The organism is Streptomyces tatrensis (assembly GCF_049310065.1).
GTDB lineage: Bacteria > Actinomycetota > Actinomycetes > Streptomycetales > Streptomycetaceae > Streptomyces.
Map to the genome: position 1 here is coordinate 371,100 of NZ_JBMDLB010000007.1, position 23,674 is coordinate 394,773.

At 73.3% G+C, this 23,674-nt stretch carries 27 protein-coding genes; 13 read left to right on the top strand and 14 right to left on the bottom strand.

Annotated features, from left to right (window positions below):
- Positions 1-84: 84 nt before the first annotated feature.
- From ACODT5_RS05430 to ACODT5_RS05440, 3 genes are all read left to right on the top strand, one after another.
- Positions 85-1,083: a DUF1996 domain-containing protein gene (locus ACODT5_RS05430; protein WP_422518040.1), complete on the top strand. Its 999-nt coding sequence runs from the start codon at positions 85-87 to the stop codon at positions 1,081-1,083.
- Between the two features lie 115 nt (positions 1,084-1,198).
- Positions 1,199-1,780 carry a sigma-70 family RNA polymerase sigma factor gene (locus ACODT5_RS05435; RefSeq protein ID WP_422518041.1) on the top strand — a complete coding sequence of 194 codons (582 nt, stop codon included), beginning with the start codon at positions 1,199-1,201 and terminating at the stop codon, positions 1,778-1,780.
- On the top strand, positions 1,777-2,508 hold the full coding sequence (locus ACODT5_RS05440) for an anti-sigma factor family protein (protein ID WP_422518042.1): 732 nt from the start codon (positions 1,777-1,779) through the stop codon (positions 2,506-2,508). The genes ACODT5_RS05435 and ACODT5_RS05440 overlap by 4 nt, the downstream gene beginning before the upstream one ends.
- Before the next feature lie 431 nt (positions 2,509-2,939).
- Here the strand turns inward: ACODT5_RS05440 and ACODT5_RS05445 are convergent, their stop codons facing one another.
- From ACODT5_RS05445 to ACODT5_RS05475, 7 genes are all read right to left on the bottom strand, one after another.
- Entirely contained in the window at positions 2,940-3,671 is a 732-nt protein-coding gene (locus ACODT5_RS05445) for a DUF7873 family protein (protein ID WP_266912131.1), read from the bottom strand.
- Between the two features lie 90 nt (positions 3,672-3,761).
- Positions 3,762-4,997: a cytochrome P450 family protein gene (locus ACODT5_RS05450; protein WP_422518043.1), complete on the bottom strand. Its 1,236-nt coding sequence runs from the start codon at positions 4,995-4,997 to the stop codon at positions 3,762-3,764.
- Positions 4,994-6,232, bottom strand: coding sequence for a cytochrome P450 (locus ACODT5_RS05455; RefSeq protein WP_422518044.1), 1,239 nt, complete (start codon positions 6,230-6,232; stop codon positions 4,994-4,996). The genes ACODT5_RS05450 and ACODT5_RS05455 overlap by 4 nt, the downstream gene beginning before the upstream one ends.
- The gene (locus tag ACODT5_RS05460; RefSeq protein ID WP_422518045.1) at positions 6,229-6,927 is read right to left on the bottom strand and encodes a GTP-binding protein; all 699 of its coding nucleotides are present in this window, start codon (positions 6,925-6,927) and stop codon (positions 6,229-6,231) included. The genes ACODT5_RS05455 and ACODT5_RS05460 overlap by 4 nt, the downstream gene beginning before the upstream one ends.
- On the bottom strand, positions 6,908-7,270 hold the full coding sequence (locus tag ACODT5_RS05465; RefSeq protein ID WP_243333039.1) for a DUF742 domain-containing protein: 363 nt from the start codon (positions 7,268-7,270) through the stop codon (positions 6,908-6,910). Before ACODT5_RS05465 ends, ACODT5_RS05460 begins: the two co-directional genes overlap by 20 nt.
- A complete protein-coding gene (locus ACODT5_RS05470; protein WP_422518046.1) occupies positions 7,267-7,668 on the bottom strand; it encodes a roadblock/LC7 domain-containing protein in 402 nt (133 codons plus the stop codon). The genes ACODT5_RS05465 and ACODT5_RS05470 overlap by 4 nt, the downstream gene beginning before the upstream one ends.
- Positions 7,665-9,443 (bottom strand): ATP-binding protein, encoded by a 1,779-nt coding sequence (locus ACODT5_RS05475; protein WP_422518047.1) that lies wholly within the window; start codon positions 9,441-9,443, stop codon positions 7,665-7,667. The genes ACODT5_RS05470 and ACODT5_RS05475 overlap by 4 nt, the downstream gene beginning before the upstream one ends.
- A 292-nt stretch (positions 9,444-9,735) precedes the next feature.
- On the opposite strand from ACODT5_RS05475, the gene ACODT5_RS05480 reads away from it, so the two are divergent.
- The 3 genes from ACODT5_RS05480 to ACODT5_RS05490 all read left to right on the top strand — a co-directional run bounded on the left by ACODT5_RS05480 (position 9,736) and on the right by ACODT5_RS05490 (position 12,030).
- Positions 9,736-10,158 carry a hypothetical protein gene (locus ACODT5_RS05480; RefSeq protein WP_422518048.1) on the top strand — a complete coding sequence of 141 codons (423 nt, stop codon included), beginning with the start codon at positions 9,736-9,738 and terminating at the stop codon, positions 10,156-10,158.
- A 127-nt stretch (positions 10,159-10,285) separates the two neighbouring features.
- On the top strand, positions 10,286-11,251 hold the full coding sequence (locus ACODT5_RS05485; protein WP_422518049.1) for an ATP-grasp domain-containing protein: 966 nt from the start codon (positions 10,286-10,288) through the stop codon (positions 11,249-11,251).
- On the top strand, positions 11,248-12,030 hold the full coding sequence (locus ACODT5_RS05490) for an ATP-grasp domain-containing protein (protein ID WP_422518050.1): 783 nt from the start codon (positions 11,248-11,250) through the stop codon (positions 12,028-12,030). The genes ACODT5_RS05485 and ACODT5_RS05490 overlap by 4 nt, the downstream gene beginning before the upstream one ends.
- A gap of 178 nt (positions 12,031-12,208) precedes the next feature.
- Here the strand turns inward: ACODT5_RS05490 and ACODT5_RS05495 are convergent, their stop codons facing one another.
- Positions 12,209-12,799, bottom strand: coding sequence for a hypothetical protein (locus ACODT5_RS05495; protein ID WP_422518051.1), 591 nt, complete (start codon positions 12,797-12,799; stop codon positions 12,209-12,211).
- Positions 12,800-13,017: 218 nt separating this feature from the next.
- Here ACODT5_RS05495 and ACODT5_RS05500 point away from each other — a divergent pair, with 218 nt between their 5' ends.
- Positions 13,018-13,749: a DUF4232 domain-containing protein gene (locus ACODT5_RS05500; RefSeq protein WP_422518052.1), complete on the top strand. Its 732-nt coding sequence runs from the start codon at positions 13,018-13,020 to the stop codon at positions 13,747-13,749.
- A 19-nt stretch (positions 13,750-13,768) separates the two neighbouring features.
- Here ACODT5_RS05500 and ACODT5_RS05505 read toward each other — a convergent pair whose 3' ends face one another.
- A complete protein-coding gene (locus ACODT5_RS05505; RefSeq protein ID WP_422518053.1) occupies positions 13,769-14,152 on the bottom strand; it encodes a VOC family protein in 384 nt (127 codons plus the stop codon).
- A 39-nt stretch (positions 14,153-14,191) separates the two neighbouring features.
- Complete coding sequence (locus ACODT5_RS05510; protein WP_422518054.1) at positions 14,192-14,353, bottom strand: hypothetical protein; 162 nt, start codon at positions 14,351-14,353, stop codon at positions 14,192-14,194.
- Between the two features lie 108 nt (positions 14,354-14,461).
- Here ACODT5_RS05510 and ACODT5_RS05515 point away from each other — a divergent pair, with 108 nt between their 5' ends.
- Together ACODT5_RS05515 and ACODT5_RS05520 are read left to right on the top strand one after the other, a co-directional pair.
- The gene (locus ACODT5_RS05515; protein WP_422518055.1) at positions 14,462-15,526 is read left to right on the top strand and encodes an alcohol dehydrogenase catalytic domain-containing protein; all 1,065 of its coding nucleotides are present in this window, start codon (positions 14,462-14,464) and stop codon (positions 15,524-15,526) included.
- A 214-nt stretch (positions 15,527-15,740) separates the two neighbouring features.
- A complete protein-coding gene (locus ACODT5_RS05520; RefSeq protein ID WP_422518056.1) occupies positions 15,741-16,490 on the top strand; it encodes a phosphatase PAP2 family protein in 750 nt (249 codons plus the stop codon).
- A gap of 18 nt (positions 16,491-16,508) precedes the next feature.
- Here the strand turns inward: ACODT5_RS05520 and ACODT5_RS05525 are convergent, their stop codons facing one another.
- Positions 16,509-17,654: a DUF2330 domain-containing protein gene (locus ACODT5_RS05525; RefSeq protein WP_422518057.1), complete on the bottom strand. Its 1,146-nt coding sequence runs from the start codon at positions 17,652-17,654 to the stop codon at positions 16,509-16,511.
- A 330-nt stretch (positions 17,655-17,984) separates the two neighbouring features.
- Between ACODT5_RS05525 and tmpA the strand changes: the two genes are divergently transcribed.
- A complete protein-coding gene (gene tmpA / locus ACODT5_RS05530) occupies positions 17,985-19,094 on the top strand; it encodes a 2-trimethylaminoethylphosphonate dioxygenase (protein ID WP_422518058.1) in 1,110 nt (369 codons plus the stop codon).
- Entirely contained in the window at positions 19,091-19,687 is a 597-nt protein-coding gene (locus tag ACODT5_RS05535; RefSeq protein ID WP_422518059.1) for a phosphonate degradation HD-domain oxygenase, read from the top strand. Before tmpA ends, ACODT5_RS05535 begins: the two co-directional genes overlap by 4 nt.
- A 53-nt stretch (positions 19,688-19,740) precedes the next feature.
- On the opposite strand, the gene ACODT5_RS05540 is transcribed toward ACODT5_RS05535, so the two are convergent.
- Positions 19,741-20,511: a GntR family transcriptional regulator gene (locus ACODT5_RS05540; RefSeq protein ID WP_422518060.1), complete on the bottom strand. Its 771-nt coding sequence runs from the start codon at positions 20,509-20,511 to the stop codon at positions 19,741-19,743.
- 240 nt (positions 20,512-20,751) lie between these two features.
- Here ACODT5_RS05540 and ACODT5_RS05545 point away from each other — a divergent pair, with 240 nt between their 5' ends.
- Both ACODT5_RS05545 and ACODT5_RS05550 read left to right on the top strand, forming a co-directional pair.
- A complete protein-coding gene (locus ACODT5_RS05545; protein WP_422518061.1) occupies positions 20,752-21,138 on the top strand; it encodes a cupin domain-containing protein in 387 nt (128 codons plus the stop codon).
- Positions 21,139-21,202: 64 nt separating this feature from the next.
- Entirely contained in the window at positions 21,203-21,694 is a 492-nt protein-coding gene (locus ACODT5_RS05550; protein ID WP_422518062.1) for a hypothetical protein, read from the top strand.
- A gap of 174 nt (positions 21,695-21,868) precedes the next feature.
- On the opposite strand, the gene ACODT5_RS05555 is transcribed toward ACODT5_RS05550, so the two are convergent.
- Both ACODT5_RS05555 and ACODT5_RS05560 read right to left on the bottom strand, forming a co-directional pair.
- Complete coding sequence (locus tag ACODT5_RS05555) at positions 21,869-22,534, bottom strand: HAD family hydrolase (RefSeq protein ID WP_422518063.1); 666 nt, start codon at positions 22,532-22,534, stop codon at positions 21,869-21,871.
- Positions 22,531-23,670, bottom strand: a complete 1,140-nt coding sequence (locus tag ACODT5_RS05560) for an ABC transporter ATP-binding protein (protein ID WP_422518064.1) — start codon at positions 23,668-23,670, stop codon at positions 22,531-22,533. The genes ACODT5_RS05555 and ACODT5_RS05560 overlap by 4 nt, the downstream gene beginning before the upstream one ends.
- Positions 23,671-23,674: the final 4 nt, after the last annotated feature.

Genomic DNA, 23,674 nt, shown 5'->3' on the forward strand with positions numbered 1-23,674 from the left:
CGGATCGTGGCGCCCGGCCGGGCGGTGACCGCCCTGCGGACGCCCGGTTGACTCGGGCGGGGGTGGGCGGCAACCGTGACCCGCATGGGGAACGAACGCCGACTGCTCACGCTGCTGATCTTCCTGGTGCTGGGCGCCGGGCTGACCGCTGCCGTGCTGGGGGCCGCGCGCGCGGGCGGGCCGCACCCGCCGGCGGGTGCGGGCGGACCCGTGCCCGCCGACTTCGTGGACTTCGGGGAGGTCCCGCCCGGCCCCGCCGAGCCCCCCGCGGCCGGACCGCAGGCCTCCACGGGCCGGGTTTCGGTGGATTGCGGGCGCAACGGGGAGGGCCACTACAACGAGGACAACCTCGTCATCTCCCCCGGGCTGCGCTCGGGCGCCCACCACACGCACGGCTACGTGGGGAACCTGTCCACGGACGCCTTCTCCACCGACGCCTCCCTGGACGCGGCCGCCACCAGCTGTGCGGGCGGGGACCGTTCCACGTACTACTGGCCGGTGCTGCGCCGCACGGACCGGCCCGGCGAGCGGCCGCACGAGGGCTCCGCGGGCCACGGCAACGCGGGCACGATCCTGCCCGAGGCGGCGGTGTCGGTGGAGTTCCTCGGCAGTCCGGTGAGCAAAGTGGTGGCGATGCCCCGGTTCCTGAAGGCGGTGACCGGCGACGCGGTGGCCTTCACCGCGGACTCCGACGAGGACGTGCGGGCCCGCTGGGGCTGTTCGGGCTCCCCCGCCCGGTCCACCACCCGCTACCCGCGCTGTCCCGAGGGCGAGCGCCTCACCCGTACGCTCACCTTCCCGAACTGCTGGAACGGCCTGGACACCAGCAGCGCCGGGCACCGCTCGCACCTGGGCTTCCCGGCGGCGAACGGAGTCTGCCCCGAGGACACCTTCCCCGTGCCGCGCCTGCGGATCTCCCTCGCCTACGAGGTGCCCGCGGGCGCGCCGATCGCACTCGACTCATTCCCGGAGCAGCGGCACAGCCCCAGCACGGACCACGCGATGTTCGTGAACGTGATGACGGGCCCGCGGATGGACGAGGTCGTGGACTGCCTCAACCGGGGCCGCACCTGCCGGACCTGACCGGCGGCGCGATCCGGCCACCGGCTCCCGGGTGACGCAGGTCACGTGAACCGGGTGCCCGTGCGCGGCGTGTTCTGACCGCACCAAATAATGCGAGGAAGACGGAGAGGGTGAGATGGCCGGACCACTGTGGCCCCGCACTCGGCGGGGCTCGACCGACGAGGCACTGATCAAGTCCGTGTACGAGGAGCACGGTCACGCCCTGCTCGCGTACGCGACCCGGCTGACCGGAGACCGGGCCGCGGCCGAGGACATCGTCCAGGAGACCCTGATCAGGGCCTGGCGCCACTCCGAGGTCCTGGTGAACGGGAAGGGCTCCGTACGCGGCTGGCTGCTCACGGTGGCCCGCAACATCATCACGGACCGGTACCGGGCGAAGGCGGCCCGGCCGCCGGAGGTGTCCGGATCGCCGGCCAATCCGCCGGTGGAGGCGGACCACGCCGACGCGGTGGTGGACACGATGACCGTACTGGGGGCCCTGGACCAGCTGTCACCGGAACACCGGGACGTGCTGACGGAGTTGTACTACCGCCAGCAGAGCGTCGCCGAGGCGGCCGACGCCCTCGGCATCCCGGCCGGCACGGTGAAATCGCGCTCGCACTACGCGCTCAAGGCGCTCAGAGAAGTCTTCAGGGAAAGCACACGCACGGGCGGCCCCTCTCCGCGGCCCGGCGGACTGCAGGAGGTGGTGGCATGAACGGGCAGCGGCACGAGGAGGAACTGCTCGGCCCGTACGTTCTCGGCGTCCTGGACGACGCGGAGGTCCGCCGGGTCGAGGAACACGTGGACGGCTGCGTGCAGTGCCGTCAGGAGGTGACGGCTTTGCGCGAGATGGAGGCGGCGCTGGGTGAAGTGCCCCCCGAGGCGTTCCTCGACGGTCCGCCGCAGGGCGGGGACCTGCTGCTCCAGCGCACCCTGCGCCAGATGCGCCAGGAAGTCGACGGGGCGCGCCGGCGCCGGACCGCCTTCACCGGACTGGCCGTGGCGGCCTCGCTGACCGCCGTCTTCTGGGCCGGTGCGCAGCTGGGCGGCGGGAGCACCGGCGTCGAGGCCCGGCCGCGGCCGACGGTTTCGGCCGAGCCTTCCGCGCCTTCCGCGCCGCCGGCGGGGACCAAGGTGGCCTCCGCGACGGATGCGGGCACGGGCGCGCGGATGACCGTACGGGTGACGCCCGCGACCAAGTGGGTGCGGGTGCACGCCGCGGTGACGGGGATCCCGGCGGGCCAGCGCTGCCGGATCGTCGTGGTCTCCCGGGACGGTACGCGCACCACGGCGGGCAGCTGGGTGGTGGGCACCGCGGAGCACGGCGAGGGCAAGGGCGCGGCGCTGGACGGCTCGGCGGCGGTGGACCCGGCGGACGTACGAGCCGTCCTGGTGGAGAACGAGTCGGGCAAGGCGTTCGTCTCGGTACCGGTGCCCGCGTAGCCGGCCCGGCGCCGCACCGCACGGCGGAGGCCGCGCAACGTGACGGAGCCCGGGAGCATGTCCAGCTCCCGGGCTCCAGCTTGCCACCCATTTGCGCACACCGGCGGCGTTTAAGAGCCGCGGGTCATATTGAGATCGACGTGTTCTGCCTTTGAACTACAGCGGCACGAGAGAGCCGCCGAGGGGACTTGAACCCCCATCCGTCGATGTTCGCCCGCGCTCGGTCGATCCGGTGTTCGGCGGCGAATACTGAGACTGGAGCGAGAATCTGAGTTTGACGGGGCCGCCTCTGCCGGGCTTGGGCCACCCCCGCATGTGGTGCGGGGAGAGGGATTCGAACCCCCAACTGACACCCCTGAATCAGCTTCAACATCAGTTTCAGCTTGCGCTCATCGCGCACCCTCCGCTCGCGACGGAGGGCGAATGTGGGGCTACCGGAAGAGGTAGCCGAATACCGCGTCGCCGATGCGCTGGTCGGTGACCTCGGTGTTGTTCGCCTCCTCGCGGGCGAACTTGACGGACTGCTGGAGCTTCTCGACCCGGTCGAGCAGCTCGTTGACCCGCCGGGCGGGCAGCGCGCCGGAGAACTTCACGGTGGTCCAGTAGCCCACCGCCACGTCCTCGTAGTACACCTCGACCTGCGCCGGGTGCTTCTCCGTGGCCTCGGCCTTCACGTGGTTGCGCGGGACCTTCTTCGTGCGGATGGTCCGCACGGGGTCCGTCTTCCACGCGTCCGTCGAGGGGTCCAGGTTCCACGACTCGGAGGCGTCGAGCACCGGCAGCTTGCGCACGAAGGTGTGCAGGTCGGTGAGCTGCTTCTCCAGGAACAGCAGGTACGGGACGGGCACCTGGGGCAGCAGGACCGTGCCGTCGACCACCACGTCCGCGACCGCGGACCGGTTCGCCCAGTCCTTCGTCGCGGTCACGTCGAAGAGCCGGGTGAGGGTCGAGGCGGTCGCCCGCAGGGCGTCCTCGGCCTTGATCTGGACCCGGGTGGACTCGGGCGGGAGCTGCTCGCCCTCCTCGTCCTTGGGCTGGTAGGTCCGGGAGATGCCGGCCAGCAGGGCGGGCTTCTGCACGTCCTGGTGAGCCTGGGTGAGCTCCTGGAGGGCCTTGGACTTGACGCCCTTTTCGACTGCGATGATCTGATTCAGCTTCGGCACACGCCGAACCTAACAACCGTGCCCAGTAAGCACATCCGATTAAAATCGCTGCCCCGCCCCCGCTCGGTTCGAGGGGCGGGGCAGCGGAGGTCAGGCCAGGCGGACCGGGAGGTCGAAGAGGTCGTTCTGGGTGAGGATCGGCTTGTTGCGGAGCTCGGCCGCAGGGACGGCCAGGGTGAGGTCCGGGAAGCGGGCGTAGAGGGCCGGGAGGGCCACCAGGGCCTCCAGGCGGGAGAGGGCCGCGCCGGGGCAGACGTGGGGGCCGTGGCCGAAGGAGATGTGCCGGTTCGGGGTGCGGGTGGCGTCGAACTCGCCCGCCGTGTCGCCGAACTGGGCCTCGTCGCGGCCGAGCGCGCCGAAGGAGACGATCAGCCCCTCGCCCTTGGGCAGGATCCGGTCGCCGACCTCCACGTCCTCGGTGGCGAAGCGGATCAGGACGTGCGAGGTGGGGCTGGACCAGCGCAGGGTCTCCTCGATGACGTTCTCCCAGGAGACCTCGCCCTTGAGGACGAGGTCGCGCTGCTCCGGGTGGGTCTCCAGGGCGACGACCGCGTTGACGATCAGGCTGATGGTTGTCTCGTGGCCGGCGGCGACGATCAGCTGGAGGGTGTTGGTGATCTCCTCGGTGGTGAGGTGGTCGCCGTCCTCCGAGGCCTCGATGAGGGCGCTGGTGAGGTCGTCGCCCGGGTTCTCGCGCTTGGCCTCGACGATGCGGGAGAACAGCGCGCCGAGGTCCGCCATCATCTGCGGCACCTCCTCGGGCAGGGTCTGCGTGGAGAAGAACTTCTCGAACAGGGCCTTCAGGCGCGGGTGTTCCTCGGCGTCGACGCCCATCAGGTCGCTGATGACGTTCATCGGCAGCGGGTACGCGAACTGCGCCTTGAGGTCCACCGTCTCGCCGGCCGGCAGTCCGGCCAGCTTGTCCAGCATCCCGGTGGTCAGCGCCTCGATGCCGGCGCGCAGCTTCTCCACCCGGCGCACGGTCAGGGCCTGTGCGACCAGGGTGCGCAGCCGGCGGTGGTCCTCGCCGTCCACGGTGAGCATGGAGCGGCCGGGGTTGGCGAGGCCGATCAGCGGCCAGTCCATCGGGATCTCCCCGCGCTGCCAGGCGCCCCACACGTCGATGTCCTTGACGATGCGGGGGTCGGTGAGCAGCTTGCGGGCCTCGGCGTGGTGCGTGACGGCGTACACGGCCACGTCACCGGGGAGGACCACCTTGACCAGGGGGCCCGCGGCGCGCAGTGCGGCGCTCTCGGCGTCGAGGTCGGCGACGAAGGGGTCCAGGACGATGGCCGCGGGGCCGGTGTGGTCGATCGGGCACGTCATCGGGTGGCTCCAAGGGCGGGGGTCGGGGTGTAGGTCACGGGCAGGACGGAAAGGCCGCGCAGCCAGGGCGAGGGGCGGCGGGCCAGGTCCCCGGCGGGCACGGCGAGGTCCACGTCGGGCAGCCGGTCGAGGAGCACCTCGATGCCGGTGCGCGCGATGACCTCGGCGACCTCCTGGGCGGGGAAGGGGCAGCGGTGTTCGCCGTGCCCGAAGGAGAAGAAGGCGTTGTTGCCGCCGGTCAGCTCTCCCGCGTCGGTGCGCACGTGCGGGTCCGCGTTGGCGGCCCCGATGCCGAGCAGGACGAGGTCGCCGCTGCCGATGCGCTGTCCGCCCAGGTGGGTGTCGCGGGAGGTCCAGCGGCCGGCCACGTTCTGGGTGGGGGTGTCCTCCCACAGCACCTCGTTCATGGCTTCGCCGACGCTGTGCCGGCCGCCCGCCAGCGAGGCGGCGAAGCGGTCGTCGGTGAGCATGAGGCGCAGGGAGTTGCCGATCCAGTCGGCGGTGGGCTGGTGGCCCGCGGCCATCATGACCATGAGGTCCTGGGCGACCTCCTCCACGGTGAAGCCGGACCGGTTGGCGAGCATCCGGGAGACCACGTCGGGTCCGGGTTCGGCGAGCTTGGCGGAGAGCAGCGCGAACATCGACTCGGCGAGGTGGCGCTGGCCCTCCAGGGCGCCCTCACGTCCGTTGATCATCTCGTTCATGGCGTGCACGAGTCCGGGGCCCTGCTCGTCGGAGAACCCGTAGAGGCGGGCGAGGACGCGCAGCGGGAGCAGCATGGCGTACTCGCCGACGATGTCGCAGGAGCCCTTGCCGCACAGTTCGTCGATCAGCTCGTCGGCGAACCGTTCGGCGTGCCCCTTGAGTTCGAAGGGGTCGACGGCTTCGAGGGCCTCGGAGATGACGGCCGCCCGCTCGCGGTGGCGTTCGCCGACGGTGTAGAGGATCGACGGCTGGCGGCGGCCGATCATCGGGAGCAGGGGCCAGTCGGCGGGGATGCGGTCCCACTGGTTCCACAGCTCGGAGTCCCGGGAGAAGAGCACGGGGTCGCTGGTGACCTGGTGCAGTTCGCGGTAGCCGAGGACCAGCCAGGCCGGCACGTCTCCGTCGAGGACGACCGGGGCGACGGCGCCGTGGTCGCGGCGCATCTCGCGGTACAGCTCGGCGGGGTCGGTCTGGAACCGGGGGCCGCCGAGGTAGACGGGCTGGTGCTCGGGGGCGGCGGGGCAGGTCACGGGGTGGGCTCCGGGGTCTGGGACAGGGGGCTCGGCTGGCGGCTCGGCCGGGCGTGCGACAGCGCGGCCGTCTGGAGGTGCTGGACGAGGGAGATCAGGACCTGCTTGCTGGACTCCCGGGAGCGGGCGTCGCAGAACACCAGCGGGATGCCGTCGGGCAGGTCGAGGGCGGCGCGGATCTGCTCCGGGGTGTGCTCGGGGCCGCCGAAGTCGTTGCAGGCCACGACGAAGGGCGTGCCGTGGTGTTCGAGCCGGTCGATGGCGTACCAGGAGTCCGCCAGGCGGCGGGTGTCGACGAGGACGACGGCGCCGAGGGTGCCGGAGAAGAGCCGGTCCCACAGGAACCAGAACCGCTCCTGGCCGGGGGCGCCGAACAGGTAGAGCACGTTGCGGGCGTCGAGGGTGATGCGCCCGAAGTCGAAGGCCACGGTGGTGGCGCTCTTCCCGGCGATCCCCTGGGTGTCGTCCACGGCCTCGCCGGCCTTGGTCATGGTCTCTTCGGTGTTCAGCGGGCGGATCTCGCTGACCGAGCGGACCATCGTGGTCTTGCCCACGCCGAAACCGCCCACGATGACGATCTTCAGCCCGTTGTCTGCCGTGCTGCGCAGTGCCTGGCGGGGCCGGAGCGGCTCGGCCTCGGCCGGGTGCGGCGACGCGGCTTCGGGGATCGTCGCGTCAGAGATTGCGGAGTCCAACGAGCACCTGCTCCAGGATGTCGGGGTCGGTAAAGCTGTACGCCGAGTTCGCCGTACGCGGGTGCCGGGCGCGGATCCGTCCGGTGGCGAGCAGGTCGGCCAGCAGGATCCGTACGATCGACACCGGCAGCCCGAGCTCGGCCGCGATCTCGACGACGGCCGTGGGGAACTGGCACATCCGCAGGATCGCCGCGTGCTCGGACTGCATGCCGGGCACCGGATCGCTTTCGGCGACGACCAGGGTGACCAGGTCGAAGACGTCGGATCCGGAGCGGCTGCGGCCACCGGTGAGGGTGTAGAGCCGGTCCGGCGAATCGTCCCGGCCCGGCCGGGGCCGGCTCATCCCCGGGGCCTGGCGATGAGGTGTTCGCCGAGCTGCTCGACCAGTTCGGACATGTTGTGGCCGACGAGTCCGGCGTCGGCGTCCTCGTTCGCGACGAGCGCGAGGTGCGCGCCTTCGCCGGCCTCGACGATGAAGAGGATCCCGCCGTAGAACTCGCTCATGGCCGAGCGCACTCCGCCGGTTCCGTCGCCGAACTCGATGGACGCCCCGTGGGACAGGCTCTGGATGCCGGCGGCGATCGCGGCGAGCTGGTCGGCCTGGTCGACGGAGAGCTCGGGCGTGCGGCACAGCTTGAGGCCGTCGCGGGAGAGCACGAGGGCGTGGCGGGCGCCCGGTGTGCGCTCCAGGAGGCCTTCGAGGAGCCAGTTGAGCGTCTCGTCGGTGGTGAAGCCGGTCATGATCGCGTGTTGCCTTCCGAGTCTGGGGTGTGCGCGGGCTGCTGCTCGTCGCCGGGGGCGTCGGCGCTGCCCGGGGCTGCTTCGCCCGGGGCTGCTTCGCCCGGGGCTGCTTCGCTCGGGGCTGCTTCGCCCGGGGCTGCTTCGCCCGGGGCTGCTTCGCCCGGGGCGGCGCCGCCGCCGCGGACGGCCTGGCGGAAGCTGCCGAACCGCGCGGCCGACCGGGACGCCCCGCCGGGTGCGGAGGCCGTGGTGGAGCCCGGGGCCGGGGCGGTGCGGGTCTCGGTGCCCGCGCCGTCCGTGCCCTCGGGGTGGGCCGCTGCCATGGTCCGGCCGCGGCGGCGCTGGGGCAGGCCGCTGTCGCCGAAGTGCGGGTGCTCGCCGGTGGATTCGGACTCGGCGGCGCCGTCTGTGTCAGTACCAGCACCGGTGCCGGGGGCTCCGGTCCCCCGGTCCGCCGCCGTACGGTCCTGCGCGCGGACGGTGTCGTCCCGGCCGGCGGCGGTGTCGTGCACGGCCTCGGGCTCGGGCTCGGCGGGGACTTCGGCCGCCGCGGGAGCCTCCTGCGCGACCCGGGCGGACGGCTGCGCCGGGATGGCGAGGGGCGCGGCGGGGGCTTCGGCGGCCGTGCGGCTGATGAGTTCCTGCGGGAGCATCATCAGGGCGCCCGTACCGCCGCGGGCGGAGGGCCGGAAGGAGACGGTCAGTCCGTGCTTGCGGGCGAGCCGGCCGACCACGGCGAGGCCGAGCCGGGTGCCGGACAGTCCGGCCAGGTCCAGGGAGACAGCGGTCACGGCCTGTTCGGCGCGGCGCAGTTGGACCTCGCTCATGACGAGGCCGCTGTCCTCGACGGTGATGACGATCCCGGACGGCACCTCCTCCACGTAGACGTGGACCTCGGCGGTCGGCGGGGAGAAGTTGGCCGCGTTGTCGAGGAGTTCGGCGAGGGCGTGCATGACGCCCTCGGCCGCGTGTCCGGCGACGGCGGCGTCGCTGGTGGAGTGGAGCCTGACCCGCTGGTAGCCGCCGATGCGGCCCATCGCGCCGCGCAGGATGGACTCCATGACGATCGGCTTCGCCCAGCGGCGGCCCGAACGGGCCCCGGTCAGTACGGCGATGGAGTCGGCGAGGCGGCCGGCCTGGGCGGTGCGGTGGTCGAGGTGGAGCAGGTCGCCGAGGACGTCCTCGTCGGCGTGCCGGTGCTCCATGTCGCGCAGGTCGGCGAGCATCCCGGTGGCCAGGGCCTGCATCCGGCCGGCGGCGTTGGCTGCCGCGGCCATGGCCGCGGCCCGGCCGGACTCGGCGCGGCGCAGCTCGCCGCCGAGCCGCTCGCGGGAGGCGTTCTGGGCGGCGGCCAGTCCGTCGAGTTCGGCGGAGTGCGCGCCTGCCAGGTGTTCCAGCGCGGCGGCGTGGTCACCCGTCAGCCGCTCGAGTACCGCGGCGTGTTCTGCGGTGAGCCGGCCCCGTTCGGCGGTGTGCGCGGCGGCGTCACGGGTCGCGTCGGCGATCAGCCGGGCGATGTGCCCGTCACGGGCGACCAGTTCGGCGCTCAGCCCGGAGATGCGGCCGCGCTGCGTCCGGGAGGTGCGCGCGCACCAGGTCACCGCGAAGGCCGCGACCGCGAGGAGCAGGACGCCCGCGCCGGCGAACCAGCCCAGGGCGGTGGCGATGGACGACGGGGCCGCGGCCACCGCCGCCGTGGTGAGCGCGCCACCGGCAACTGCGGTGATCAGCAGGGCCAGCGCGGAGGGGCGAAGGGGGGAGGGCGGCGCCGTCATCAATCAAAGCCTCATACCGGGCGTAAATGGAGGAGAAGGTTCCTGGCAACGAGGCATCACTATAGGAGAGTTGTTGATCGCTTTGGGCAGCCCCTGACAAGTTTTCCGCTCAACCGCGACCGGTAAAGGGTCTTATGTGACCCTCTGCGGAGAAGGTACATCGCGGGGATCGCGGCAATGTCCGTCCGGTTGCCGACAGAGGACGGGCATCCGGCGGAAAACCCGTCGCGCCGCTGGGCCCTTGGGCGAGACTCCGCCCACGCACACCTACGCCTGACATCGGGGGAAATCCGTGAAACAACGTCGTGGGCTGACGTGGTCGGTCGGGCTGGGCATGTCCCTCATGGTCCTCTGCTCCCTGCGACCGGCCCCCGGGTTCGATTTCCGATGGGACGCGGTGGTGGTGCTGGCCGGACTCACGACCGCGAGCGGTGTGGTTCCGGCACTGGGCCTCGCCACCCGGTGGTTCGCGGGCCGCGGAGGCCCTGCTCGCGGATGGTTCGGCGTCGCGGCGCTCGCGCTGTTCCTGCCCGTCGGGATCTCGGTCGGGGTCTCCCTGCTGCTCATGGGCCTGCCGCACGGGTCGTACACCGCCCTGTCCCCCGTCGACTTCGCCCGACGCACCCTGTACATCACCGCGTCTGTCACGCCGTCCACGCTCGCGACGTTCGCGGTGGTCCGGCTCTGGGATCCGGTCTGGAAGCCCTCCCCCTAGGCGCGGCGGCGCCGTTGCGGATGGCTGCGTACACGGACCGATCATCACATTGCGACCCATGACATCCTGTGACGTCACAACTCGCCGGACGGGATCGGCGGACGTCCGGGGAATATGGGGAAGGTCCATGAGGCTCTGCTTCCTGGTGGAGGAGCACTACCGCCACGACGGCATGCCGAACGAGGTGGTCCGGCAACTGAAGGCCTGGGGGCACCGGGTGGAGGTACTGCGGCCCGGTGGTTCGCTGCTGCGGATGAGCGAGGCGGTGGAGGCCGGCGCCCATGACGCCTGGGTCCTCAAGACGGTGTCCGGCGGGCCGGGGCTGACCCTGCTCGAAGCCGCCGCCGCGGCCGGTGCCACCACCGTCAACGACGCCCGCGCGATCCGGGGCGTACGGGACAAGGCGCTGGCCGCCGCCATCGGACGCGGCCGGGGGCTGCCGCTGCCGCCGACGTACGCGGCGGCCCGGCCGGAGCTGCTGGCCGAGATCCCGGCGTCGGAGTACCCGCTGGTCGTCAAACCCGCCGACGGCAGCTCCGGTCGGGCCGTGCACCTGGTCTCCTCGCCCGAGCGGCTGGCCGCCATGCTCCCCGAACTGGCCGGCGAGGGCATGCTCGTCGCGCAGCCGTACGTGCCGAACTCTGGCACCGACCTCAAGGTGTACGCGGTCGGCGGGGAGCTCTTCGCCACCGAGCGCCGCTCTCCCCTGCATCCGGACACCTCCGTCCCGGAGCGCCTCGTCCCGCTGTCCGCCGAGATCGCGGAGATCGGCGCGCGGGTCGGGGAGGTGTACGGGCTCGACCTGTACGGGGTGGACGTGCTGCTGGGCCCCGACGGGCCGGTGGTCGTGGACGTGAACGACTTCCCGAGCTTCCGTCAGGTCCCCGACGCGGCGGCCCGGGTGGCCCGCGCGGTACTGGGTCTCGCCCGGGGCGCCGGTTCGCGGCCCGGCGCCGGGGCCGGGGCCGGGGCCGCGCCCCCGCGCTGGTCCGGACAGGCGGTGTCGATCCCCCTGCAGACCACGGCGGCCGCCCCTGCCAGTCCCGTCGCGGTCGTCACCCCGCCGGCCGCACCCACGGGAGAGCCCGCATGAGGATCGGCCTGATCACGGACAACCCAGGGCATCCGCTGCTGTCCGCGGCGGCCGGCCTCCTACGGGCCGCCGGACACGGGGTGGAGCTGCTGGATCCCGGCGCTCCGGACGCGGCCGCCGGGGCTCCGGCCGACGTGTACCTCCTCAAGGCACACACCCCGTCCGGACTGGAACTGGCCCGGCGCCTGGAGCGGCTCGGGGCGCCGGTGGTCAACTCCGCCGCGGCGACCACGCTCTGCCAGGACCGCACCCTGATGGCGGAGCTGGCGGTCCGGGCCGGGCTGCCGTTCGCGGGAACCCGTACCGTCGGCGCGCTCGCACCGTGGGCGGCCGGGGCGGCGCCGGCCTCCCCCGTGGTCGTCAAGAGCCGCCACAGCCGCCGCGCGGACCTCGTGGCGCGGGTCGACGACACCGTGCGCCTCGGGGAGCTGGCGGACCTGTGGCCCGACGAGCCGGTGGTGATCCAGGACTTCGCCCCGAACAGCGGCTGGGACCACAAGCTCTGGGCCATCGGCGACCGCGTCTTCGCGGCCCTGCGCCGCTCGGAACTCTCCCCGGAGGGCCGCGGCCCGACCCTGCCGCTGCCCCGGATCCCGGAGGGCTGGGCCGATCTGACCCGCCGGGTCGGCGAGGTCTACTCCCTGGACGTCTACGGCGTGGACATCATCGCCACCTCCGACGGCTCCCCCCTGATCGTGGACGTCAACGCCTTCCCCGGCATCCGCGACCAGCCGGGCGCCCCGGAAGCCCTGGCGGACCTGGCCCTGCGCCGGGTCTAGGGCCTGTCGTCACACTCCCGTCGTCGCCCGAAGGGCGGCCTCGCGGCGTCTGGTGCGTGCTCTCGGCGTGCCGGGCGGAAGCCCGCGTACTGGACGTACTTGGTTTTCGCCCGGTGCGGCGAGAGCGCGTGCCAGGCGTCGCGCGGCAGACGGGAGTGTGACGACAGGCCCTAGGCGGTCAGGCCACCGGCACCTTCGGGTCGGCCGCGACCGTCTCACGGGTGCGGTAGAGCGGGGCGAAGGCGACCAGGAGGAGCACGGCTCCAAGGGGTATGAGGTCCTTGCCGGCCAGGGGCACCACGGCGTTGACGAGGACCAGAACGGGCGCCCACGGCTTCAGGACGCGGCGCGCCGCGAGCTGGGAGACCAGGATCAGTTGGCCCACGAAGAACAGCAGCGGACCGAACTCATAGATCACCGGGAGCATGCCGGGTATGTCCTGGACCCTGGTGAACATCTCTTCCATGGCACCCCGGTCCGCGGACATGAAGCCGACGACGAGGTCGATCGCGAACTGCCCCGCCAGCGACACCGCTCCGGCCACGCCGGTCCACAGACCCACGGCGGACAGCTTGCCGCCGCCGGCCATCGCCCGCATCGCGGCGAATCCTTGGACGAAGAGGACCAGCGCACCGAGGAAGCACAGGTGCCCTAGGCTCCATGCGAAGCCCGGACCGCGGCTGCCGTCGAGACCGTCGAGGATCCGGATGACGCCGTAGGCCCCGGTCAGAACAGGGGCTGCGAGGAAAACAGTTCGGGGTGTGGTCATACGCAGGACGCTACGGACGCGTCACCCCGAGTCGCATCGGGTACCGACCCCTGACTTGTCCCCTAGACGGGTGCGGCGCCCGGGTGGCGGCCGTACGTCATGGGCGCGTCACGGAACCGCCACAGCAGCGTGCGGCGGGAACCTGCTCGGGTCCGTGAACCGTGTTCCTGCACGCGAGTGCCGGTGCGTGACCGGTCGTGAACCTCGGGGAGCACCCAATGCAGTACACAGCAGGCATCGGCCGGACCGCGTCGGCCCTGGCGGCGGTCCTGGCAGCAGCGGCTCTGATGACGGGCTGTACGCCCACCGGCGACGGCGGCGAAGCCGCCGCCCCCTCGGCGCCGGCCACAGCCTCGCGGCCGGCCGGGCCGACGCCCACCGGCGGCGACAAGGGCGGAACGACCAGCGGAGGTGCCACGGGCGGTGCGTCGCCCTCGGGCAGCGCGTCGTCCTCGGGCGGGTCCTCCTCGGGCGGTACCGGCGGAGGCGGCGGGGTGACGAAGAAGCCCTGCACGGTCGCCGACATCAAGGTCTCCGAAGGGCACCAGGCCGACGTCCGCCCGTCGGGCACCGGAACCGGGGCCGCCGTCGTCTCCGTCACCAACACCTCCGCCTCCCCCTGCAAGGTGTACGGGTACCCGACGGTCGCGGCGGCGGGCAACGGCTCCCCGGAGAAGAACAAGCCGCTGGCCACCACCCACACCGGCCCCGACGCGGCCAACGTGGTGCTGGCCCCGGGCGCCCGCGCCTGGACCAAGCTCACCTTCGTCCAGGTCCAGGGCGAGGCGGACGGCTACTGCGTCTCCGGCGCGACCCCGGGCTCCTACCCGACGGTGGTCATCGGCGTACTCGGCGCGGGGAAGCACCAGATCGCCATGGACGACGGCGTGTTCGCCTTCTGTGACGACAAGGTGACCGTCACCGCCTGGTCCTCCGCCAAGCCGTCCTAGGGCCGGGCCGCAGGACGGGTCAGAGGGGCTTCAGGCGGGTGCGCAGGAGGCAGAACTCGTTGCCTTCCGGATCGGCCAGGGTGTGCCAGCCCTCGGCGCCGGTCTGGCCGACGTCGGCCGGGCGGGCGCCGAGGGCGAGCAGGCGCTCCAGCTCGGCGTCCTGGTCGCGGTCGACTGGGTTGACGTCGATGTGCAGGCGGAGCTTCCCCCGCCGCGGGTCGCTGCTCGGACTGAGGACGAGGGTGGGCTGCGGACCTCCGAAACCGGCGACGGCCGGCCCGATCTCGATGCTCCCGTCGTCCTCCCGGGAGAGCTCCACGTAGCCGAGGGCCCCGCTCCAGAACGCGGCGAGGCGCTCGGGGTCGGCGCAGTCGATGACCAGCTCACTGATGCGGCTTACCATGCCCGCCAGTCTACGGAGAGCTCCCGGGAAGCGGGCCGGCTACTTGATGACCTCGACCTTCTTTTCACCCGCGGCCGCGTACGCCGACGCGCTCGCGCCGAGGGCGGTGACGGTCAGGGCGAGCAGGACGGATACGGCGGCGGCCGTGGCGCGCCTGCGGTTCGCCTCGTGGGTCGTCTTGTGGGTCGCCTTGCGGGTCATGGGGTCCCCCTGATGGTGTGTGGTGGTCGTCCCGGCAGCTTCGCATCCGGGTCCGGGGCCGACAAGGGAGCCGTGGTCGGGCGGATCAGGCGAGTGGAGGCGGTCGGCGTGCGCGCGGTGCTGTTCGAGCGGTACGGGGAGCCCGGCGGGGTACGGGACGTGGCCGATCCGGTGCCGGCCGCCGGTGGGGTGGTCGTACGGGTCGAGGCGACGGGGCTGTGCCGCAGCGACTGGCACGGGTGGATGGGGCACGATCCGGACATCACGCTCCCGCACGTGCCCGGCCACGAACTGGCCGGTGTGGTCGAGGCGGTGGGCCCGGGAGTCGCCAACTGGCGTCCCGGGGACCGGGTGACGGTGCCGTTCGTCTGCGCGTGCGGCAGCTGCGCCGAGTGCGCCGCAGGTCAGCACCAGGTGTGCGCCCGGCAGACGCAGCCGGGTTTCACGCACTGGGGATCCTTCGCCGAGTACGTGGCGCTGGAGCACGCCGACGTCAATCTGGTGGCCGTGCCCGAGGAGCTCTCGTACGACACCGCGGCCGCGCTGGGCTGCCGGTTCGCGACGGCCTTCCGGGCCGTCGTCGCGCAGGGGCGGGTGGCCCCGGGCGAGTGGGTCGCCGTACACGGCTGCGGCGGGGTGGGGCTGTCGGCCGTGATGATCGCGGTGGCGGCGGGAGCCCGGGTGGTTGCCGTGGACACCGCTCCGGCGGCGCTGGAGCTGGCGCGGGCCTTCGGGGCCGCGCACTGCGTGGATCCGGGGCTGGGCGACGCGGCCGAGGCCGTACGGGAGCACACGCGCGGCGGTGCGCACCTGTCCCTCGACGCGCTCGGCTCCGCGGCGACGGCGGCGGCGTCGGTGGCCGGGCTGCGCCGGCGCGGGCGGCACGTGCAGGTCGGGCTGCTGCCGGCGGCGCAGGGGTCCGCGGCGCTGCCCATGGAGCGGGTCATCGGGTGGGAGCTGGAGATCCTCGGCAGCCACGGGATGGCCGCGCACGCCTACCCGCCGATGATGGAGCTGGTCCGCTCCGGAGCGCTGCGGCCGGACCTGCTGGTGACCTCCACGATCCCGCTGGACGCGGCGCCGGCCGCGCTGGCGGCGATGGGCGCGGCGCCGGGACCGGGACAGGGACCGGGAATCACGATCATCCGGCCGGGGGTCGGCGCGCGGAACTGAGCCGGGCGGCAAGGCTGCTGGTCGCGCGGGGGTTGTGGTGCGGGGAGGGCATGGCTACATTCCTTGATTACACGTGTAAGCAAGAGATGTGGCCACTCCATATCCGGCCACGCCCCCGTGCACGCGTCATCCCTCCTCCTCGTACCCCTCGTACCCCTCGTACCCCTCATATCTCCTCCCCCCTTTCCCACCCGCCGCGAGAGGCAGCACAGCCATGTCCACGATCCCCGTCGACCCACCCCTCGAAGCCGGCGCACCCGCGTCCGCGACGGACCCGGGCAGCAGGCGCACCGGCACCCTCACCCTCGGAATCGCGCTGCTCGGATCCGCCGCCGCGCTCGCGCTCGTCGTACGGAGGGACGTCATCCGGCCGCCCTTCCAGGGCCTCGACGACCGCTGGCTGTCCTGGATGGGCGGACCGCACGACGGGCTCCCCTCCGTGGTCGCCACGCTGCTGAACTGGTTCGGGGGCCCGGTGGGCGCCGTCGTCCCGCTCGGCCTGCTGCTCTTCCTGCTCATCCGGCGGCGCTGGGTGTCGGCGGGGTTCCTCTTCCTCGTCTACATGGCCGCAAACATGCTCGTCGTGCAGGGCCTGAAGCACCTGGTGGACCGGCCCCGCCCGGAGAATCCGCTGGTCCGGGTCGACCACGGCTCCTTCCCCTCCGGGCACGCGGCCAGTGCGGCGCTCCTGGTCGTCATCGTCGGCGCGCTCCTCGTCCCGGCCGCCCGGCGCCGGGCGTGGTGGATCGGCGGCGCGGTATTCACGCTGGCGATGATGTGGAGCCGCACCTGGCTGCACGCGCACTGGCTCAGCGACACCGCCGCCGGTGCGGTGGCCGGCGCGGGGGCCGGGCTGGTCGCCTGGTGGCTCTGCGCCCCGGCGCTGGCCCGGGAGGCCGGGCGGAGCGCCGAGCGTGCGCGCACCCGGCGGCGGACGGCGGAAGCGGAATCCGCCGCCCTCTGACGGCGGGAGCCGCGCCGGTTACACGTGCGGACTCCCGGGCACGGCGCCCGTCCGGACGCGGCGCAACCGCAGCGCGGTCAGGACGGCCGCCACGGCCGTCACCGCGAGCGCGCCCCCAAGCGCGAGGATCCAGACCGGGACGCCGCCCGCCGTGAGCAGCTCGTCGGTGTACTCGACCCGGCGGTACGGGGCGTCCGCCGCGGCGGCGCGCAGTTCGTGATCGCCGTCGATCCGGGACGGGACCGGGAAGCTCTGGTCGATGGCCGTGAGGAACACCGGTTCCGTGCCCGCGAACTCGGCGACCGGTCCCGTCGGGGTGATCCGCCCGGCGAAGGTCACCTCGGGCGCGTTGCCGCCGATCGCGGAGACGGGTTCCATGCGGTGCTCCGCCAGGACGTACAGGCCCAGGGACTGGGCGGTGGAGGCCAGCCGCGACAGCCGCATCGGGTAGACGAGCCGGTCGCTCTCGAAGCGGATCAGGAGCGGGTCCAGGGTGCCGCGCAGGGTGGTGCCCGGCTCCCGGGGTGCGAGGCGTACGGCGACGTACTCCCAGCGCTGGTCCACGTACGGCTTCAGCTCGGCGGAGAGGCGGTCGGGCAGCACGAAGCCGTTGTCCTCGAGCCAGTCGCCCAGCGCCCCGGGGTCGGTGGCGGTCAGGCGGGCCACGTCGAAGTCGCCGAGCCGCTCCCGGCCGATGACGCCGACCCGCGGGTCACCGCTGCCGGGCGGCGGCGCTCCGGCCGTGTCCCCGCGGCCGGAGTCGAAGGGCCAGTCCCCGTGCCGGGGCCAGAAGTAGCCGCGGGTGCGGTACTCGGGTCCGGTCAGGTCCACCAGCTGCGAGAACAGGCCGCCGTCGCCGAGGCGCACCGTGGCCCGCCCCGGGACCGGCATGATCCAGGCGGCCCGCTTGGCGTCGCCGCCGACCGTGAACCGCATCGCGACGTGTTCGGTCCGGCCGTCCCAGCGGACCACGGAGGCTTCCCGGGAGACTCCGATCCGGGAGCTGCCGTCGGGGACCATCGCCCCGCAGCCGCAGGCGTAGGCCGGGCTGACGAGGGACCCCACCTGGGTCGCGAGCAGCGCGAACAGCAGGATCCTGATCCTTCGCCTGATCCACGCGACCGCCCGCACCCTCGCCGTCCGCGCCCTTGCCGTCCGCACCATCGTCGTCCACACCTTCGCCGGCCACGCCTTCGCCGTCCGCGGTCCTGTCGCCCGCACCCTTGCCGTCCGCACCGTCTCCCCCACGCTCCTCGCTCAGCCGCCCGCGGGCGGCTTCACCCGCCGGCCGGTCCACCCCGGGGCCCGACCGCCCCGGGGCCCGACCGCCCCGCGGCCCGACCGCCCCGCGGCCCGACCGCCCCGGTCTCAGACGGTCGGCGCCGCGATCCGGTTCCGGTCACCTGCGCGTCATCCGCCGGCCACCTGCTCCTGTCACGCTGCGGGCACCCCGGAGTTGTATATACAACTTTTCCGAGCTTGGCAGGAGCCACGATGTCCGTACCGGCGATCACCCGCCCGCCCGCGCCCTGGCTGCGCGACAACTGCCCCTGCGCCGAGTGCCGTGACCCGCGCACCGGCCAGAAGCTGTTCCAGATCACCGAGCTGCCCGCCGGACTGGCCGTCGGCGCCGTGCGCGAAGCGCCCGCCCCCGACGGCGGGCCCGGCTGGGAGGTGGAGTGGCAGCCGGACGGCCACCGCTCCGTGTACCCGGCCCGGTGGCTCGACTCCCACGCCCCGGACGGACCTGCGTACCGCGCGGCCGGGGACGGGCGGACCGAGGCGGACAAGGAGCTGTGGGCGGCGGCGGACCTGGACGGGCGGGTCCCGCAGGCCGGCTGGGACGCGTACATCAGCTCCCGCGAGGTCCGCGGACAGGTTCTGGACAGCGTGGTCCGGCTGGGCTTCGCCCTCCTGCGGGAGGTTCCGTGCCGGGACCGGATGGTGCTGGACGTGGCCCGCACCTTCGGCTTCGTCCGCGAGACGAACTACGGGGAGCTCTTCGAGGTCCGCGTGGAGGCCGACCCCAACAACCTGGCCTTCACCGGCGCGCTGATCACCCCGCACACCGACAACCCCTACCGGGACCCCGTACCGACCCTGCAACTGCTGCACTGCCTGCGCAACGAGGCCCGGGGCGGCGACTCCGGGCTGGTCGACGGCTTCCACGCCGCCGCGCTGCTGCGCGAGCGGGAACCGGAGGCCTTCGAGGTGCTCACCCGCGTACCGGTGGAGTTCGCCTTCACCGACGCGCACTGCGAACTGCGGGCCCACCGGCCGCTGATCGATGTGGACCCGCTCGGTCGGATCCGCGAGGTCCGCTTCAACAACCGATCCATCTCCACGCTGCACCAACCCGCGGCCGTCCTGGAGGAGTTCTACGCGGCCTACCGGCTCTTCGGGGAGCTGCTGGAGCGGCCCGAGCTCCGGCTCGACTTCCGGCTCGCGCCCGGGGACTGCGTGGTCTTCGACAACACCCGTCTGCTGCACGCCCGTACCGCCTTCGCCGAATCGGGCGGGCGCCACCTCCAGGGGACGTACGCCGATCTCGACGGGCTGCTCTCCACCCTTGCCGTCCTGCGCCGCGAAGGAGCCTGCGCGTGAACACCCCCGAAACCACCGCCCCTTACGAGACCCCGGGCTCCGGCGCCGTCGACGCGCTGGCCCGCCTCTTCGAGGGCGAGGGCAGCGCCGAGTACTTCGGCGAGGCCGTCACCCAGGCCGGGCACATGCTCCAGGCCGGGGCCCTCGCCGAAGCCGCCGGGGCGCCCGCCCACCTGGTGGCGGCCGCGCTGCTGCACGACATCGGGCACTTCCACGGGACCGTGACCGGCCGCGACCTGATGGAGGGCGGGCAGGACAACCGGCACAGCCACACCGGGGCCGACTGGCTGGCCCGGTGGTTCGGACCGGAGGTGACCGAGCCGGTCCGGCTGCACGTGGCCGCCAAGCGCTACCTGTGCACGGCCGAGCCGGGCTACTTCGACCTGCTCTCGGAGGCGTCCGTGCACACCCTGCGGGTCCAGGGCGGCCCGATGACCGCCGAGCAGGCGCGGGCGTTCGAGGCGCTGCCGGGGGCGGCCGACGCGGTGGCCGTGCGGCGCTGGGACGAGCAGGCCAAGGACCCCGAGCTGGCCACCCCGGACTTCGACCACTTCCGGCCACTGCTGGAGGCCCTGCTGATCGAGAACACCTGATCAGCAACTCCTGATCGGCAACTCCGGATCAAGAACGCCTGGTCACGAGCTGGTCAGGAGCCGAGCTGCCGGCCCAGCGCGCTGGCGGCGGAGGTGTGCACGGTGAAGGCGACGGTCCCCGGCAGGTAGCGGTCCTGCGACCACTCCACCGGGACCCCGGCCGGGTCGGTGGAGCGGCGACGTTCGCGCAGCAGGGCCTCGCCCGCCGGGCAGCCCAGCAGCCGCGCGTCGTCCGCGTCGGCCGGGGCGATGTCGATGGTGTGGTGGGCGTCGGCGAAGAGGACTCCGTGCCGGGCGAGTTGCTCGGAGTACGAGACGGTGTCCGGGGGCATGCCGGCGACCAGGGCGCCGACCGGCTCCGGGTACGTCGTGCGCTCCACCATCACGGGGGCACCGGACAGGGTGCGCAGCCGCAGTACCCGGTACACGGGGGCTCCCGGGTCGATCCGCAGCTGCTCCGCCTCCTCGGCGTCGGCCCCGCCCCGGTCCACGGCCACGGTCCGCCCTCCGGGCTCCTGGCCGAGCGAGCGGGCCCACCGGGTGAAGCTGCGGAGTTCCGCGACTCCCCCGGCCTCCCCCGCGCCACCGCCGAGGACCACCCGGCGGGTGCCGCGCCGCGAGGTGATCAGCCCGTCGGTGCGCAGGGCGGCGAGGGCCTGGCGGACAGTCCCCCTGGAGACCCCGTAGCGGCGGGCGAGCTCGTCCTCCGCGGGCAGTCGCGCGCCGGATCCGTACTCGCCCGCCGTGATGGCGGTCCGCAGGTCCCCTGCGACCTTCAGGTAGAGCGGTGTCCTGGGTGCTGGGTCGCGCGGTGCCTCGTTCACGCACACAGCCTGTCATGGCCGGGACCAGGCAGTCTCGGCCTAGGTCGTCTCTTTCGGATCTTGTCGGTCCGGCAAGATCCGAAAGAGACGGCCTAGGCGAAAGGCCCGGGAGGTCGGGACGTTCCGCCCGGTATTGAGATGATGACCGTCATCTAAATTCGAAGCGTGACCGGAAGGACCGGTGGCCGTGGCCCGGCCCGCTCGGCGCGGGCCGCGCACCAACGCGTAGAGGAACCACCCATGTTCGGCATGACCATCGACACCGCCCCCGACACCACCACCGGCGGCCCCGTGCTGCGCCTCGACCCCGAGGGCGGCCCGTTCCGTGCCCTCGCGGCGGTCCGGATCCAGGTGCCTGCGGGCGGGACGATCCCGGCCCACGCGCACGGCTCGTCCGAGCTGCTGCTCACGGGCGTCGCCGGGACGGTGGAGGCCTCGTGCGGGTGCGGTGCCAAGACGGTGGCACCGGGCACCTTCGCGATGCTGCCGGCCGACAAGGAGATCACCCTGGTCAACCACGGCGCCGAGCCGGCAACGGTCCTCGCGGTGTTCTCGCAGAGCGAGTTCACCGAGGGGCTGCCGCGCGCCGCTGCCAAGGTCTGCGGCTGCCAGGGGCACGGCGGCTGACCTCGCGGTCCCCTTCGGGCGGGCCGCTCTGGACGGGCCACCGGCCTGATCCCATACTTCTCCCGTGAGAACGACGGAAAAGCAGCCCCGCACCAGCCCGCTGGTGCCCGACGCGGTGTCCCGGGAGATCGCCCGGCACGACTGGAACTCCCTCGCATGCGGCTGCGGCCGCCCGGCCGGTCACCTCGGTCACCTCCCGGACACCTTGTGGGACGCGGCAGAGGGACACCCGGCCGCGTTCCGTGCCCTGGAGGGCCACGCCTTCCACACCGGAGTGCTGCGACCGCCCGCGCCGGCGGTGTGCGGGGTCCTGATGGCCGTCTGGTTCGCGGGCCCGCCCCGGCAGTCGACGCGCGAGGCCCTGCTGTGGGCGCTGCTGCGCCTCCTCGGAGCCGAGGACGACGGTTCCTCGCACGAGGCCGGTCTGTACGGGCAGTGCGCCGCGCACATCCGCTCCGGTCTGCCCGGGCTGCGCGACACGGTGGCCCGGTGCCCGGGCTCCGAATCCGCCGCGTACGCGGGCGGGATCCTGAGCCTGCTCGACCTCACGGTCTAGGCCGTCTCTTTCGGATCTTGTCGGTCAGGTCCGCGTCGTCCGGTGCCGTGCCTCGCCGCGCTGCCGGGGCTCCCGCGTACTGGACGTACTCGGGAGCCGCGGCAGTGCGGCGAGGTGCGGTGCCGGGCGGCGCGGGCCCGGCAAGATCCGGAAGAGACGGTCTAGGGCCTGTCGTCACACCCGAAGCGGAGCGACCAGACAGGCCCGCAGGGTGTCCGGGGTGACCTCGGTGAGGGAGGGCGCGAAGGTGCGTACCGGCGACGGGGGCACCTCCAGCAGGGACGGGACCACCAGGACTCCGCAGCCGGCGGCCTCCGCCGAGGCCGCGCCGTCCGGGGAGTCCTCGACCGCCACGCACGCCCCGGGGGCCGCGCCCAGCCGTTCCGCGGCCGCCCGGTAGGGGTCCGGGTGCGGCTTCGTCAGGGTGGTGTCGTCCGCGGACAGGGTGAAGGCGAAGGGGACATGGGCCAGCGAGCCGCCCACCACCGAGTCCACGACCACCCGCGGCGAGGCGCTGACCAGCGCGAACGGCAGACCTTCCGCCTCCAGGGCGGCCAGCAGCTGCTGCGCGCCCGGCCGCATCGGCGCGCCCTCCTCGACCCGGCCGAAGAAGCTGTCGGTCAGGGCCCGCGCCACCTCCTCGGCGTCCCCCGCGCGGGCGACCCGTACGAGGTGCGCGGCGGTGTCCTCGACCGCCCGGCCGACCACCTCGGGCGCGTCGGCGTCGGTCAGGACGTGGCCCAGGCCGGCGGCGATCTCCGCGGTGGTCTGCCACCACAGGACCTCGGTGTCGACGAGGGTGCCGTCCATGTCGAAGAGGACGGCGGCGAGTTCTGTCATGAAGCTTCCCCCGGGTCTGAGGCGGTGGCCGCGGCCGTGGCGGCCGCGGTGGCGACGACGAGGACGGGGCGCTCTGCCAGGCCCACGGTTGCCCGCGCGCCCGGTACGAGGGCTCCGGCCTCGCGCGAGGGCAGGTCGGCCTTGATCCGGATGCCGTCGGGCAGGTCCAGGTGGAGCCGGGTCACCGACCCGAAGAACGAGGCCGACGCGACGGTGGCCGCGCCCTCGGCAGCCGCCGTCACCGTGATGTTCTCAGGTCGTACGAGCACCTCGACGTCCGGGGTGGAGGGCACCGGGCCGTCCACCGGCAGCCGGGAGCCGGCCACTTCGACCGTGCCGGAGCCGGACAGCCGTCCGGGGAGCCGGTTCATGGTGCCGACGAACTCGGCGACGAACGGGGTCGCGGGCCGCTCGTACAGCTCGGCAGGGGCTGCGCACTGCTCCAGGCGGCCCGCGTTGAGCACGGCGACCCGGTCGGCCATGGACAGGGCCTCTTCCTGGTCGTGCGTGACGAACACGGTGGTGATGCCCAGGGAGAGCTGGAGCCGGCGGATCTCCTCGCGCAGGCTGGACCGCACCTTCGCGTCGAGCGCGGAGAGCGGCTCGTCGAGCAGCAGGACGCGGGGGCGCAGGGCGAGGGCGCGGGCGAGGGCGACGCGCTGCTGCTGGCCGCCGGACATCTGGTGCGGGTAGCGGTCGCCGTGGTCGGGCAGGCCGACCAGGTCGAGGAGTTCGGCGGCGCGCTCGCGGCGTGCGGCCGCACCGACCTTGCGGACGCGCAGGCCGAAGGACACGTTGTCGCGGGCGCTGAGGTTCGGGAAGAGGCTGTACGACTGGAACACCATGCCGGCGTCACGGCGGTTGGCCGGGATCCGCGTGATGTCCTGTCCGTCGAGGAGCACTTCGCCAGAGTCGGGCTGTTCGAACCCGGCGATGACGCGCAGCGCGGTGGTCTTTCCACAGCCCGACGGGCCGAGCAGGGCGACGAGTTCGCCGGGCTCGATGGTGAGGTCGAGTCCGTCCAGGGCGACGGTGGAGCCGAACGCCCGGCGCAGGCCGCGGAATTCGACGCGCGCGCCGCCGGGGGCCGCTTCGCCGTCCGCGGACTTCCTGGCCTCGGGAAGGGTGAGGGACATGCGG

Bases quoted from the DNA above. Each gene is read 5' to 3' on its own strand.
- ACODT5_RS05430 (WP_422518040.1), top strand. From the start codon at position 85: ATGGGGAACGAACGCCGACTGCTCACGCTGCTGATCTTCCTGGTGCTG.
- ACODT5_RS05435 (WP_422518041.1), top strand. From the start codon at position 1,199: ATGGCCGGACCACTGTGGCCCCGCACTCGGCGGGGCTCGACCGACGAG.
- ACODT5_RS05440 (WP_422518042.1), top strand. From the start codon at position 1,777: ATGAACGGGCAGCGGCACGAGGAGGAACTGCTCGGCCCGTACGTTCTC.
- ACODT5_RS05450 (WP_422518043.1), bottom strand. From the start codon at position 4,997: ATGACGTGCCCGATCGACCACACCGGCCCCGCGGCCATCGTCCTGGAC.
- ACODT5_RS05465 (WP_243333039.1), bottom strand. From the start codon at position 7,270: ATGAGCCGGCCCCGGCCGGGCCGGGACGATTCGCCGGACCGGCTCTAC.
- ACODT5_RS05470 (WP_422518046.1), bottom strand. From the start codon at position 7,668: ATGACCGGCTTCACCACCGACGAGACGCTCAACTGGCTCCTCGAAGGC.
- ACODT5_RS05475 (WP_422518047.1), bottom strand. From the start codon at position 9,443: ATGACGGCGCCGCCCTCCCCCCTTCGCCCCTCCGCGCTGGCCCTGCTG.
- ACODT5_RS05485 (WP_422518049.1), top strand. From the start codon at position 10,286: ATGAGGCTCTGCTTCCTGGTGGAGGAGCACTACCGCCACGACGGCATG.
- ACODT5_RS05490 (WP_422518050.1), top strand. From the start codon at position 11,248: ATGAGGATCGGCCTGATCACGGACAACCCAGGGCATCCGCTGCTGTCC.
- ACODT5_RS05495 (WP_422518051.1), bottom strand. From the start codon at position 12,799: ATGACCACACCCCGAACTGTTTTCCTCGCAGCCCCTGTTCTGACCGGG.
- ACODT5_RS05500 (WP_422518052.1), top strand. From the start codon at position 13,018: ATGCAGTACACAGCAGGCATCGGCCGGACCGCGTCGGCCCTGGCGGCG.
- ACODT5_RS05505 (WP_422518053.1), bottom strand. From the start codon at position 14,152: ATGGTAAGCCGCATCAGTGAGCTGGTCATCGACTGCGCCGACCCCGAG.
- ACODT5_RS05510 (WP_422518054.1), bottom strand. From the start codon at position 14,353: ATGACCCGCAAGGCGACCCACAAGACGACCCACGAGGCGAACCGCAGG.
- ACODT5_RS05520 (WP_422518056.1), top strand. From the start codon at position 15,741: ATGTCCACGATCCCCGTCGACCCACCCCTCGAAGCCGGCGCACCCGCG.
- ACODT5_RS05525 (WP_422518057.1), bottom strand. From the start codon at position 17,654: ATGGTGCGGACGGCAAGGGCGCGGACGGCGAGGGTGCGGGCGGTCGCG.
- tmpA (WP_422518058.1), top strand. From the start codon at position 17,985: ATGTCCGTACCGGCGATCACCCGCCCGCCCGCGCCCTGGCTGCGCGAC.
- ACODT5_RS05545 (WP_422518061.1), top strand. From the start codon at position 20,752: ATGTTCGGCATGACCATCGACACCGCCCCCGACACCACCACCGGCGGC.
- ACODT5_RS05555 (WP_422518063.1), bottom strand. From the start codon at position 22,534: ATGACAGAACTCGCCGCCGTCCTCTTCGACATGGACGGCACCCTCGTC.
- ACODT5_RS05560 (WP_422518064.1), bottom strand. From the start codon at position 23,670: ATGTCCCTCACCCTTCCCGAGGCCAGGAAGTCCGCGGACGGCGAAGCG.